This is a genomic window from Arthrobacter sp. TB 26 (assembly GCF_000427315.1).
In the GTDB taxonomy this organism is placed as follows: Bacteria; Actinomycetota; Actinomycetes; order Actinomycetales; family Micrococcaceae; genus Arthrobacter.
Genome location: NZ_AUPJ01000555.1, coordinates 7272 through 19701, shown reverse-complemented (window position 1 = coordinate 19701; position 12430 = coordinate 7272). Strand labels below are relative to the sequence as shown.

The following is a 12430-nucleotide window of genomic DNA, read 5'->3' as shown; positions in this document are numbered from 1 at the left end:
GTACCGGCGGCCTGGCTACAGCACATCACAGGGCAGTGACAATCTTTCAGCACTGCGACTCTTCAACACAGTGCCGGCGGATGTCAGGCGTTGAAGAATGCCTTCAATTCGTCGACCCGGTCCAGCCGCTCCCACGTGAAGTCGGGGTCCTCGCGGCCGAAGTGGCCGTGCGCGGCGGTCTTCGCGTAGATCGGCCGTTTGAGGTCGAGGGCGTCGATGATCGCCCGGGGGCGCAGGTCGAAGATCTCGGCGATCGCGGCGCTGATCCTGGCCGGATCCACGGTCTCGGTGCCGAAGGTCTCCACATAGGTTCCTACCGGACGGGCCTGGCCGATCGCGTAGGCGATCTGGATTTCGGCGCGCTTCGCAAGACCGGCTGCCACCACGTTCTTGGCGACCCAGCGCATTGCATAGGCCGCGGAGCGGTCCACCTTGGACGGGTCCTTGCCGGAGAAGGCACCGCCGCCGTGGCGTGCCATCCCACCGTAGGTGTCCACGATGATCTTGCGGCCGGTGAGGCCGGCGTCGCCGACGGGACCGCCGATGACGAAGGCACCGGCGGGGTTCAGGATGTTCCTGGCCCGGGAGATGTCGAGGTTGGACAGCGCCATGACCGGGTCGACGACGTGCGCGGCGAGGTCGGCACGGAGCTGGTCCAGGCTGGCGCCCTCGGCGTGCTGGCTGGAGATGACGATGGTCTCGACCGAGACGGGCCGGTCGCCGTCGTAGCCGACCGTGACCTGGGTCTTGCCGTCGGGGCGCAGGTAGGCGAGCTCACCGCTCTTGCGGACCTCGGTGAGCCGCTCGGAGAGGCGGTGCGCGAGCCAGATCGGGACCGGCATGTAGGAGGGGGTCTCATCGCTGGCGTAGCCGAACATCAGGCCCTGGTCGCCGGCGCCCTGGAGGTCGTAGTCGTCCTCCTGGCGGCCTTCACGCGCTTCGAGTGAGTTGAAGACGCCCCCGGCGATGTCATTGGACTGCTGGCCGATCGAGACGGACACACCACAGCGGGCGCCGTCGAAACCGTTGGCCGAGGAGTCGTAGCCGATGCCCAGAATGGTTTCCCGGACGATCTGCGGGATTTCGACGTAGGCGTCTGTGGTGACTTCACCGGCGACGTGGACGAGGCCGGTGGTGGCCAGCGTCTCCACGGCAACCCGGGACTCGGGATCCTTGGCCAGCAGGGCGTCGAGGATCGCATCGCTGATCTGGTCGCAGATCTTGTCGGGGTGTCCTTCGGTCACCGACTCGGACGTGAAGAGCCGGAGCGAGGCGGGCGTGGACCCGTGGAAGTCAGGGATGTGCAGCGGTAAAGTCACTCAACTACCTTACTGGTTGGAAAACGGACGTCCGGCGGCGTGTGTCCCTGTGCTAAGGAGACGTTGCTTACGCCGGGCTCAGGCCGGCGGGACAACCCGGCTTAGCTCGGCGCTGATGCGGTCAATCACGGCAGCCGCGACGTCGGATTTTGAACCCGACGCCTCTTGGTGTTCGGAGCCGGAGCGGGAAAGGATGACTACGGAGTTGGTGTCTTCGCCGAAAACCTTGTCCTGCCCCACGTGGTTGACCACCAGCAGGTCGCACGCTTTGCGCCGCAGCTTGGCCGCGGCGTAGTCCAGGACGTCGCCGTCTGCGTCGCCGGTCTCCGCCGCGAATCCGACGATCAGTTGGTGGCGCGAGGCCGCGTCCCGGACCTCCACGAGTTCGCGCAGAATGTCCGGGTTCCGGACCAGCGAGATAACGGGATCGGCGACGTCGTCGCGCTTCTTGATCTTCGTCCCGGACACATCCGCCGGGCGGAAGTCCGCGACGGCGGCGGCCATGATGATGACGTCGGAGTCGGCGGCAGCGTGCAGGGCCGCCTTGCGGAGTTCCAGGGCCGTCTCGACCTTTACCACGTCGACGCCGGCGGGCGGCGGGACGTCCATATGGGCGGCCAGCAGTCGTACCTTCGCCCCGGCGTCCCGGGCGGCGGCGGCCAGTGCCACTCCCTGTTTGCCGGAGGACCGGTTGCCAAGGAACCGGACGGGGTCCAGGGGTTCGCGGGTGCCGCCGGCGCTGATGGTGACGGTGAGCCCGGCCAGCGGCCGCAGCGGCGGGGAAAGTGCGGAATCCGACGCCGGCAGCGGGGCAGTCGCGGGCATCTCCGGCGCACCGGCGAGGGCCAGTGCTGCTTCGAAGATGGCTTCGGGTTCGGGGAGCCGGCCAGGCCCGGAGTCAGATCCGGTCAGCCTGCCGGAGGCGGGCTCCAGCACGGTGACGCCCCGGCTGCGGAGTGTCTCGACGTTGGCCTGGGTCGCCGGATGCTGCCACATCTCGGTGTGCATGGCGGGGGCCATCAGCACCGGGCAGCCGCCGGCCATGAGCAGGGTGTTGCTCAGGAGGTCGTTGGCCTGGCCGGTGGCGGCGCGTGCCAGCAGGTCGGCGGTGGCGGGGGCCACCACGATCAGCTCGGCTTCGTGTCCGAGGCGGACGTGGTTGACCGTGTGCACCTCGTCGAAGACGCTGTTGCTGACCGGGTGACCGGACAGCGCTTCCCACGTGGCAACGCCAACGAAGCGGGTCGCGGCCTCCGTGGGGATGACGGTGACGTCATGGCTGGCTTCAGTAAAAAGCCGGAGGAGCGACGCCACCTTGTAGGCGGCTATCCCTCCCCCGACTCCGAGGACTATGCGCACGTGAGCTCCGCCTGCGTAATTACTCTGCGGGTTCGATCGGCGTGGAAACGAGCTTGCCTTCGTTGATCTCGCGCAGGGCGATGGAGAGCGACTTCTCGTTCAGCTTGGTGTCGACCAGCGGGCCAACGTACTCGAAGAGGCCCTCGTGCAGCTGGGCGTAGTAGGCGTTGATCTGGCGTGCGCGCTTGGCGCCGAAAATCACCAGTCCGTACTTCGAGTCGGCGGCCTTCAGCAGCTCGTCGATCGGCGGGTTGATGATGCCTTCAAGGTTCGTGGACACGAATTCTCCAAATTCTAACGGGCCGATACGTCCCGGCGCCTAGCGTGGGTTCGGGGTCAGCCCCATGAGTGAAACAAGCTCGTCCGCTGCCCGTCGGACGTCATCATTGATGACGGTGTGGTCAAACTCCGGTTCAGCGGCCAGTTCTAGTTTAGCGGTTTCCAGCCTCTGCTGCTGTTCTTCCGCTGTTTCCGTGCCGCGGCCCACCAGGCGGCGGACCATTTCGTCCCAGCTTGGCGGGGCCAGGAAGACAAACTGGGCTTCCGGGACGGCCTGCTTGACCTGCCGCGCACCCTGCAGGTCGATCTCCAGGAGCACCGAACGGCCGTCGGCGATCGCGGCGTCGACCGTGCTGCGCAGCGTGCCGTAGCGGTTGCGCCCGTGGACCACGGCCCACTCCAGGAGTTCGCCGTTCTCGACGAGGGAATCGAATTCCTCGGCTGACTTGAAAAAGTAGTGGACACCGTCGACTTCACCGGGCCGCGCCGGCCGTGTGGTCGCCGAGACGGAAAGCCAGACGCCGGGATAGTTGTCCCGGATGTAGGTGGACACGGTGCCTTTGCCAACAGCCGTCGGGCCGGCGAGGACTGTCAGTCCCGGTTTCTTGCTCACATATTCCTTCGGGCGGGTTGGGAGTCAGCGCGGCGGGCCGGGCTGCTTGTCGTCTATAAAATCTACCAGCGCCCGGCGCTGGTGAATTCCCAGGCCGCGGACCCGGCGCGATGCCGCGATGCCCAGTTGTTCCATGATCGCAGCGGCACGCACCCGCCCAATGCCGGGCAGGGCCTCCAGAAGTTCGACGATCCTCATCCGGGCGATGGCGTCATCGGTCTCCCCGGCGCTGAGCAGTTCCGCGATGGTCAGCGTCCCTGATTTCAGCCGGTCCTTGGCGGTGGCCCGGGTGGTCCTGGCGGCGGCGGCCTTGCCCAAGGCGTCGGCACGTTCCTGCGGTGTGAGGGGTCGCAAACTCACTGAATGCCTCCCTGCATTGTCGGACGGGCACTACAAACACCTGGCCGGACGGGCCGTACAGCACCCCGGCTGGTACCGCGGACTTCTCCTGAACCTACCGTCTGGGAGAGGCAGAAATCAATGGAGCAGCCGCGGCACAGCCTGGCCGCAGCACGAGCCGGGCGCAGCACCCCCGACGTTGGCCACGCTGCACGGCGGTTGCGTCCATTCGCCACGAATGGCCGGAAAGACGGAGCCCTTAGCGGCCACTTGCGTCAAACGGGCACCCGCAACGCGTGACAACGGGCGGGCCGGCCCCGGCCATCCACCACAAATGGCCGGAACGCCTGCCCCAGCTCCGCCCGTTCACCACAAAGGGCCGGAAAGACAGCGCACTTAGCGGCCACTCGCGTCAAACGGGCACCCGCAAGACGCGACGAAGGGTGATCAAGCTTGCCCAAAGGTCGGCTGGCGACTAGGCCGCGCGGAGCTCCTCGAGGGTGCGGTTGGCGGCGTCCTGCAGATCCTGGATCCGCGGACCGGCGCCGAGGATGTCCCGGCTGGACGTGCCCAGGACCTGGCCGTAGGCGCTGCCGAAAGTGCGGCGCAAATCGGACGCCGTGGCGCCCTGCGCACCGAGACCCGGGGCCAGGATCGGGCCGCGCACCGCGGCGAGGTCCAGGTCCAGGTCCCTGAGCGCCGAGCCGACGGTCGCGCCGACGACGAGGCCGACGGAACCCAGCTCCCCACCTTCTTGACCAACGCCGTACCGGCGGTTCTCCGCTGCAGCCGCCTGGACGATCCGGCGGGCTACGGAGTCCTTGCCGCCGACGTGCTGCACGGAGGCGCCCTCCGGGTTGGAGGTCAGGGCCAGGACGAAGACGCCGCGGCCGGTCTGCGCTGCGAGGTCCAGGGCCGGCCGGAGCGATTCGAAGCCCAGGTAGGGGCTCAGCGTGACTGAGTCCGCGGCCAGGGCGGAACCGTCCCGCAGCCAGGCGTCGGCGTAGGCGGCCATGGTGGAGCCGATGTCGCCGCGTTTGGCGTCGGCAATGGTCAGCACGGAGGCCTCCGCCGCGGCGGCGAGGGTGCGCTCCAGCACGGCCATCCCGGCGGAACCGTGGCGCTCATACAGCGCCACCTGGGGTTTGACCGCGGCGGCGAGGCCGCCCACCGCCGCCAGGACGGTGAGCGAGAAGCGCTCCAGCCCGGCGACGTCGTCGTTCAGCCCCCAGGCCGACAGCAGCGCCGGGTGCGGATCGATCCCCACGCACAGCGGACCGCGGTCCGCCATGGCCCGGCCCAGCCGGGAGCCGAAAGACTCCCGGCCGGCCGTTGCCGCCTCAGGCTCAGGCACGGGCGTCCGCTTCCTGCGCGACGCGCCCCTGCGAGGCAAAAAGCGCAGCGGCGTGCTCCTGCAGGCTCGTGACCGACCACTCGTAGGTGCGCAGCGCCTCGATGGCCTGGACGGCGGCGTTGAACTCGGCCACCGTCGTGATGCACGGGATGCCGATCGACGTCGCTGCGGCACGCAGTTCGTAGCCGTCGCTGCGGGCTTCTCCGCCCGAGGGGGTGTTGAAGACCATGTCGATCTCACCGGCGATGATGAGGTCGGCGATGGTGCCTTCGCCTTCGGCGCTGGAGCCCTCGGCGACCTTCCGGACCGGGGTGGCCTGGATGCCGTTGCGGCGCAGCACATCCGCGGTGCCGCCGGTGGAGACGATCTCGAAGCCGAGGTCGGAGAGCCGCTTGACGCCCATGATGACCGAGCGCTTGTCCCGGTTGGCCACCGAGACGAAGATCTTGCCTTCGGTGGGCAGCGCGTTGTTGGCGGCGGCCTGGCTCTTCGCGAAGGCGGTGTCGAAGTGCTTGTCGATGCCCATGACCTCGCCGGTGGAGCGCATTTCCGGCCCGAGCAGCGAATCCACCACCTTGCCCTCGGGGGTGCGGAAGCGGCTGAACGGCAGCACGGCTTCCTTGACCGAGACCGGCGCGTCCAGCGGCAGCGTGGAGCCGTCGCCGGTTTCCGGCAGCATCTTGTAGGCGGTGCGGAGCTGGTTGATGGTGACGCCGGTGCCGATCAGGGCCGCCGCCTTCGCCATCTGGACGCCGGTCGCCTTGGAGACGAACGGGACGGTGCGGGAGGCCCGCGGGTTGGCTTCCAGGACGTAGAGCACGTCGGAGGCGAGGGCGAACTGGATGTTGATCAGGCCGCGGACACCCACGCCCTCGGCGATCGCCAGGGTGGCGGTCCGGACCCGCTCCAGCACGTTGTTGCCCAGCGTGATGGGCGGCAGCACGCAGGCCGAGTCGCCGGAGTGGATGCCGGCCTCCTCGATGTGCTCCATGATGCCGCCGAGGTACATCTCGGTGCCGTCGTAGAGGGCGTCGACGTCGATTTCGACGGCGTCCTCGAGGAAGCGGTCGATCAGCACCGGGTGGTCCGGGGTGATCTCCGTGGCGTTGGCAATGTAGCGGGAGAGGTTGGGCTCGTCGTAGACGATCTCCATGCCGCGGCCGCCGAGGACGTAGGACGGGCGGACCAGGACCGGGTAGCCGATCTCGTCGGCGATCTTCTTGGCGTCGTCGAAGGACACGGCGGTGCCGTTCTTCGGCGAGATGAGCCCGGCCTTGTCGAGCACCCGGGAGAACGCGCCGCGGTGCTCGGCGAGGTCGATCGCTTCCGGGGAGGTGCCGAGGATCGGCACGCCGGCGTCGGCGAGCTGCTGGGCGAGCTTGAGCGGGGTCTGGCCGCCGAGCTGGACGAAGACGCCCATCACGCCGCCGGTGCGCTCCTCGGCCGCGATGACCTCGAGCACGTCCTCCAGCGTGAGCGGCTCGAAGTACAGCCGGGTGGAGACGTCGTAGTCAGTGGAGACGGTCTCGGGGTTGCAGTTGACCATCACGGTCTCGTAGCCGGCCTTGCGGAGCGCCATGGAGGCGTGGACGCAGGAGTAGTCGAACTCGATGCCCTGGCCGATCCGGTTGGGGCCGGAGCCGAGGATGATGATGGACGGCTTGGCGTGCAGCGCCACCTCGTCCTCCTCGTCGTAGGAGGAGTAGTGGTACGGGGTGTACGCGGCGAACTCCGCGGCGCAGGTGTCCACGGTCTTGTAGACCGGGCGGATGCCGAGGGCCTGCCGGACGCCGCGGACGACGTCCTCGGAGTTGTGCGTCAGGGCACCGATCTGCTCGTCGGAGAAACCGTGGCGCTTGGCCCGCTTCAGCATGTCCGGGGTGAGGGCGGCGGCTTTGCGGATTTCGACCGAGATCTCGTTCAGCAGCTGGAGCTGGTCCAGGTACCAGGGGTCGATCTTGGTTGCTTCGAAGAGCTGCTCCACGCTGGCGCCGCCGAGGAGGGCGCGCTGGACCTGGTGCAGGCGGTCGGTGGTGGGCCGCTTGGACTTCTCGATCAGCTCCGGGACTTCCCATTCCGGGACGTGGCTGAAGTCGAGCTGGGAGCCCTTCTGTTCGAGGGACCGCAGCGCCTTCTGCAGTGCCTCGGTGAAGTTGCGGCCCATGGCCATGGCCTCCCCCACCGACTTCATGGTGGTGGTCAGCGTGGGGTCCGCGGCCGGGAACTTCTCGAAGGCGAAGCGCGGGACCTTCACCACGACGTAGTCCAGGGTCGGCTCGAAGGACGCCGGCGTCTTCTGCGTAATGTCGTTCGGGATCTCGTCGAGGGTGTAGCCCAGCGAGAGCTTGGTGGCGATCTTGGCGATCGCGAAGCCGGTGGCCTTGGACGCCAGCGCCGAGGAGCGGGAGACGCGCGGGTTCATTTCGATCACGACGACGCGGCCCGTGTCCGGCTCGACGGCGAACTGGATGTTGCAGCCGCCGGTGTCGACGCCGACTTCGCGGATGACGGCGATGGAGATGTCGCGCAGGCGCTGGTATTCGCGGTCCGTCAGGGTCAGGGCCGGGGCCACGGTGATCGAATCGCCGGTGTGCACGCCCACCGGGTCGAAGTTCTCGATGGAGCAGACGACCACGACGTTGTCGTTCTTGTCGCGCATCATCTCGAGCTCGTATTCCTTCCAGCCCAGGATGCTCTCTTCGAGCAGCACTTCGGACGTGGGGCTGTACTGCAGCCCCTGGCCGACGATCCGGCGGAGGTCGTTCTCGTCGTAGGCGAGGCCGGAGCCGAGGCCACCCATGGTGAAGGAGGGCCGGACCACCATCGGGTAGCCGAGGTCCTCGGCGGCGGTGAGGGCCTCATCGATGGTGTGGATGATATGGCTGCGGGCCGACTCGGCGCCGCAGCGTTCCACGACGCCCTTGAACTTTTCGCGGTCCTCGCCAAGCTCGATCGCGGCGATGTTGGCGCCGATCAGCTCCACGTTGTACTTCTCCAGCACGCCGTTCTTGTCCAGCGCGATGGCGGTGTTCAGCGCGGTCTGGCCGCCCAGGGTGGGCAGGATCGCGTCCGGGCGTTCCTTGGCGATGATCTTCTCGACCACCTCGGGGGTGATCGGCTCGATGTAGGTGGCGTCGGCGAACTCGGGGTCGGTCATGATGGTGGCCGGGTTGGAGTTGACGAGGATGACGCGGAGGCCTTCCTCCTTGAGGACGCGCAGTGCCTGGGTGCCGGAGTAGTCGAATTCGGCCGCCTGGCCGATCACGATCGGGCCGGAACCGATGACCAGGACGCTCTTAAGGTCAGTTCTCTTGGGCATTACTTCTTGTCCTCAGTCTTGGATTCGGTGGCAGTCTTGGTGTCGGTCGTTGTTTTTGACGAAGTGTCCGCCATCAGCTGGATGAAGCGGTCGAAGAGGTAGGCGGCGTCGTGCGGACCGGAAGCGGCCTCGGGGTGGTACTGCACCGAGAAGGCGGGGATGTCCAGGCACGACAGGCCCTCCACGACGTCGTCGTTGAGGCTCACATGGCTGACTTCGACTCGGCCGAAGCGCTCCTCGGGAGCCTGGGTGGCGCCGTCCAGCGGGGCGTCGACCGCGAAGCCATGGTTCTGCGAGGTGATCTCGACCTTGCCGGTGCGGCGGTCCATCACGGGCTGGTTGATGCCGCGGTGGCCGTAGCGCAGCTTGTAGGTGCCAAAGCCCAGGGCGCGGCCCAGGATCTGGTTGCCGAAGCAGATGCCGAAGTACGGAATCTTCTCGTCCAGGACCGAGCGGAGCAGTTTGACCTGGTTGTCGGCGGTGGCGGGATCGCCCGGGCCGTTGGACATAAAGAAGCCGTCGGGGTGGAGCGCCTGGACGTCGGCCAGGGTGGCGGTGGCCGGCAGCACGTGCACCCGCACGCCGCGCTCGGCGAAGCGGATGGGGGTCATCCGCTTGATGCCAAGGTCGATCGCGGCGATGCTGAAGCGCGGTTCGCCGTCCCAGCCCCAGTCCTTGGGCTCCACGGTGTAGGCCTCGTCCACGCTGACTTCCTCGGCCAAGCGGGAGCCTTCCATCGGGGCACTCGCCAGGACGGTGTCCACGAGTTCCTTGTCCGTGGCGCGGACGGCGTCGCCGGAGAAGATCCCGGCGCGCATGGTCTTGTGCTCGCGGAGGTGGCGGGTGATGGCGCGGGTGTCCACGCCCTGGATGCCGACAATCCCCTGCTCGACAAGCTCATCATCGAGGCTGCGTTCGGATCGCCAGTTGGAGGGGCGGCGGGCCGCGTCGCGGACGATGTAGCCGGCCACCCAGATCCGCCGGGACTCGGCGTCGTCCTTGTTCACACCGGTGTTGCCGATGTGCGGGGCGGTCTGGACCACCAGCTGACGGGCGTAGGAGGGGTCCGTGATGGTTTCCTGGTAGCCGGTCATCCCGGTTGCGAAGACGGCCTCGCCGAGGGCGGTTCCGGTGGCGCCGTAGCTGCTGCCGCGGAAGATCCGGCCGTCCTCGAGGACGAGGACGGCGGGGGTGGATGCTGCTGCAGCGGGTGCAGTGTCGTTTGATGTCACTGCTTCTTCAATCACTTCGTTGGATTCCGTCACGTCGTTACTTTCCACTATCGGCATCGGCCTGGGGGGCCGCGGGGATCAAATCTTGCAGGGCGTTGAGGAGGATGGTCTTGTCGGCGGCGTGCCGGGTCCGGAAACCGGAATCCAGTTCGCGGGTGCCCAGCATCCAGCTGAGCACCAGCAGCCCGTCCTTTTCGACGAACTTACCGGCCATGCCGCTTTCCTGCCGCACCCCGGTGAGGCTGGCGGCCGGGATGAAAACCGGGCCGGCGCCGGAGCGGTCGAACAGCACACCGTCCGGGTGGACACTGAGTTCGGCGTTGGTGCGGATGCCCAGGTTATGGACGGCGATGCGGTCCAGCCAGTCACCGGCGGTGGTGGTGGCGACGTACTGGCCGTCCGCAACGGCCAGCGCCGCGCCCAGTTCCGCCGGGATCACCGGCAGCGGGTCGACGTCGGCCTGGCGGCGCAGGCGGTTCCGCCAGCCGAACCAGATCAGGGCAAGAGCGACGCCGATCAGGACCAGCGTGAAGAGCAGCGAAAGTTCCTTGACCATCAGTTGCGGCCCGCCACTGCGGTCCCGGGCAGGTCTGTCTGCTCCGGGAGCCAGCGGTACGGAGTGTTGAGCTTGCCGTCGAGGACGGTGGGGTGGCCCTTGAAGAACGTCGCCACCACCTTGCCGGGAAGTTCCCGGCCGGCAAACGGAGAGTTACGGCCCATGGTTGCCATCTTAGAAGGGTCCACGGTCCAGCGCGCAGCCGGGTCCACGAGTGTGACGTTGGCGGGTTCGCCAGCGTTGAGCGGCCGGCCCTGGTCCTCGAGCCGGCCGATCGCGGCCGGGGCGGTGGAGGTGACCCGGGCAAAGTCGGCCCAGCCCATCAGCCCGGTTTCGATCATGGTGTGCTGCACCACGGACAGCGCGGTTTCCAGCCCGGTCATGCCCATGGCGGCCTGCGCCCACTCACATTCCTTGTGCTCGCTGGGGTGCGGCGCGTGGTCGGTGCCCACGACGTCGATCGTGCCGTCGGCCAGCGCGGCGCGCAGGGCCTGGACATCGGCGTCGGTGCGCAGCGGCGGGTTGACCTTGTAGACCGGGTCGTAGCTGCGGGCGAGCTCGTCCGTGAGCCAGAGGTGGTGTGGGGTGACCTCGGCCGTGACGTTGACGCCGCGGGACTTGGCCCAGCGGATGATCTCCACCGACCCTGCGGTGGAGACATGGCAGACGTGCAGCCGGGAGCCGACGTGCTGGGCCAGGAGCACGTCGCGGGCAATGATGCTTTCCTCGGCGACGGCGGGCCAGCCGGTGAGGCCGAGGACAGCGGAGACCTCGCCTTCGTTCATCTGCGCGCCGGCGGTGAGCCGGGGCTCCTGCGCGTGCTGGGCCACGACGCCGTCGAACGCCTTGACGTATTCCAGCGCCCGGCGCATCAGCACGGGGTCGTGCACGCAGATGCCGTCATCGGAGAAGACCCGGACGTGCGCGCGGGAGTCTGCCATCGCGCCGAGTTCGGCGAGCTGCTCCCCCGCGAGGCCAACGGTGACGGCGCCCACCGGGCGGACGTCCACCCAGCCGGCGGTGCGGCCGAGGGTGAGGACCTGTTCGACGACGCCGGCGGTGTCCGCCACCGGCGTGCTGTTGGCCATCGCATGCACGGCCGTGTAGCCGCCCAGGGCCGCGGCGCGGGTGCCGGTTTCGACCGTTTCGGCGTCTTCGCGGCCGGGTTCGCGCAGGTGCGTGTGAATATCCACCATGCCGGGCAGCGCCACGAGTCCGGCGGCCTCAATGACGGTCGCGCCGTCGGCTGGAAGGTTCTGGCCGCGTTCGGCGATGATCCCGTCGCGGATCAGGAGGTCTTCGGGGGCCCCGCCGAGGATGGCTGCGCCCCGGATCAGGTAGGCCCCGGTGGCTGCGTCCTGCTGCTGTGATGCCATCAGTGGCTCTCCTTCGTGGCGTGGGCGGAGGTGTTCTCCGCCGGGGGGAAAGGGGCATTGCTGGTGTGGGCCGCCGGTTCGCGGGTGTCCCCGGAGAGCAGCAGGTAGAGGGCTGCCATCCGGATGGACACCCCGTTGCGGACCTGCGCCAGCACCGTGGACCGGGGCGAGTCGGCCGCGGCGGACGAGATCTCCAGGCCGCGGTTCATCGGACCGGGGTGCATGATGATCGTGTCCTTCAAGCCCAGGCTGTCCAGGGCGCGGAGCCGGTTGTCGTCGAAGCCCCAGCGGCGCGAGTATTCGCGGGTGGTCGGGAAGAAGGAGGCGTTCATCCGTTCGCCCTGGACGCGCAGCATCATCATCGCGTCGACGCCGCGGGCAAGCGTCTCGTCGAGGTCGTAGCTGACGCTGCACGGCCACTTTTCGACGCCGATCGGCAGCAGCGTCGGCGGGGCGACCAGGGTGACCTCGGCGCCGAGGGTGCGCAGCAGCCAGACGTTGGAGCGCGCCACCCGGGAGTGCAGGACGTCGCCGGCGATGGCGACCCGCATGCCTTGGAGGTCCGCACCGGCGGACGGGGTGCCGGCCAGCTTTGACCAGTGCCGGCGCATGGTGAAGGCGTCCAGCAGCGCCTGGGTGGGGTGTTCGTGGGTGCCGTCGCCGGCGTTGATGACGGCGGCGTCG

At 68.2% G+C, this 12430-nt stretch carries 10 protein-coding genes and 1 pseudogene (1 of these 11 running past the window's edge); all 11 read right to left on the bottom strand.

Translation table 11 applies throughout. The features are described from left to right. Positions 1-83: 83 nt before the first annotated feature. Positions 84-1319, bottom strand: a complete 1236-nt coding sequence (gene metK, locus K789_RS0121805; RefSeq protein ID WP_024368593.1) for a methionine adenosyltransferase — start codon at positions 1317-1319, stop codon at positions 84-86. A 78-nt stretch (positions 1320-1397) separates the two neighbouring features. Then, positions 1398-2678 carry a bifunctional phosphopantothenoylcysteine decarboxylase/phosphopantothenate--cysteine ligase CoaBC gene (gene coaBC / locus K789_RS0121800; RefSeq protein ID WP_024368592.1) on the bottom strand — a complete coding sequence of 427 codons (1281 nt, stop codon included), beginning with the start codon at positions 2676-2678 and terminating at the stop codon, positions 1398-1400. A 19-nt stretch (positions 2679-2697) separates the two neighbouring features. Next, entirely contained in the window at positions 2698-2958 is a 261-nt protein-coding gene (rpoZ, locus tag K789_RS0121795) for a DNA-directed RNA polymerase subunit omega (RefSeq protein ID WP_011692102.1), read from the bottom strand. Between the two features lie 39 nt (positions 2959-2997). Continuing rightward, the gene (gmk, locus tag K789_RS0121790; RefSeq protein ID WP_024368591.1) at positions 2998-3570 is read right to left on the bottom strand and encodes a guanylate kinase; all 573 of its coding nucleotides are present in this window, start codon (positions 3568-3570) and stop codon (positions 2998-3000) included. A gap of 24 nt (positions 3571-3594) precedes the next feature. Continuing rightward, positions 3595-3930, bottom strand: a complete 336-nt coding sequence (gene mihF / locus K789_RS0121785; protein ID WP_024368590.1) for an integration host factor, actinobacterial type — start codon at positions 3928-3930, stop codon at positions 3595-3597. A gap of 454 nt (positions 3931-4384) precedes the next feature. Then, positions 4385-5263 (bottom strand): orotidine-5'-phosphate decarboxylase, encoded by an 879-nt coding sequence (gene pyrF / locus K789_RS0121780; RefSeq protein WP_024368589.1) that lies wholly within the window; start codon positions 5261-5263, stop codon positions 4385-4387. Beyond that, on the bottom strand, positions 5256-8582 hold the full coding sequence (gene carB / locus K789_RS0121775) for a carbamoyl-phosphate synthase large subunit (RefSeq protein ID WP_024368588.1): 3327 nt from the start codon (positions 8580-8582) through the stop codon (positions 5256-5258). Before carB ends, pyrF begins: the two co-directional genes overlap by 8 nt. Beyond that, positions 8582-9871, bottom strand: coding sequence for a glutamine-hydrolyzing carbamoyl-phosphate synthase small subunit (gene carA, locus K789_RS0121770; RefSeq protein WP_029705702.1), 1290 nt, complete (start codon positions 9869-9871; stop codon positions 8582-8584). The genes carB and carA overlap by 1 nt, the downstream gene beginning before the upstream one ends. Beyond that, positions 9852-10370 carry a hypothetical protein gene (locus tag K789_RS0121765; protein WP_024368586.1) on the bottom strand — a complete coding sequence of 173 codons (519 nt, stop codon included), beginning with the start codon at positions 10368-10370 and terminating at the stop codon, positions 9852-9854. The genes carA and K789_RS0121765 overlap by 20 nt, the downstream gene beginning before the upstream one ends. Then, entirely contained in the window at positions 10370-11746 is a 1377-nt protein-coding gene (locus tag K789_RS0121760; protein ID WP_024368585.1) for a dihydroorotase, read from the bottom strand. Before K789_RS0121760 ends, K789_RS0121765 begins: the two co-directional genes overlap by 1 nt. Further along, positions 11746-12430: pseudogene (locus K789_RS0121755) on the bottom strand (aspartate carbamoyltransferase catalytic subunit) (it continues 353 nt past the right edge of the window). The gene K789_RS0121760 and the pseudogene K789_RS0121755 overlap by 1 nt, the downstream one beginning before the upstream one ends.

Bases quoted from the DNA above. Each gene is read 5' to 3' on its own strand.
- carA (WP_029705702.1), bottom strand. From the start codon at position 9,871: ATGCCGATAGTGGAAAGTAACGACGTGACGGAATCCAACGAAGTGATT.
- K789_RS0121760 (WP_024368585.1), bottom strand. From the start codon at position 11,746: ATGGCATCACAGCAGCAGGACGCAGCCACCGGGGCCTACCTGATCCGG.
- carB (WP_024368588.1), bottom strand. From the start codon at position 8,582: ATGCCCAAGAGAACTGACCTTAAGAGCGTCCTGGTCATCGGTTCCGGC.
- K789_RS0121765 (WP_024368586.1), bottom strand. From the start codon at position 10,370: ATGGTCAAGGAACTTTCGCTGCTCTTCACGCTGGTCCTGATCGGCGTC.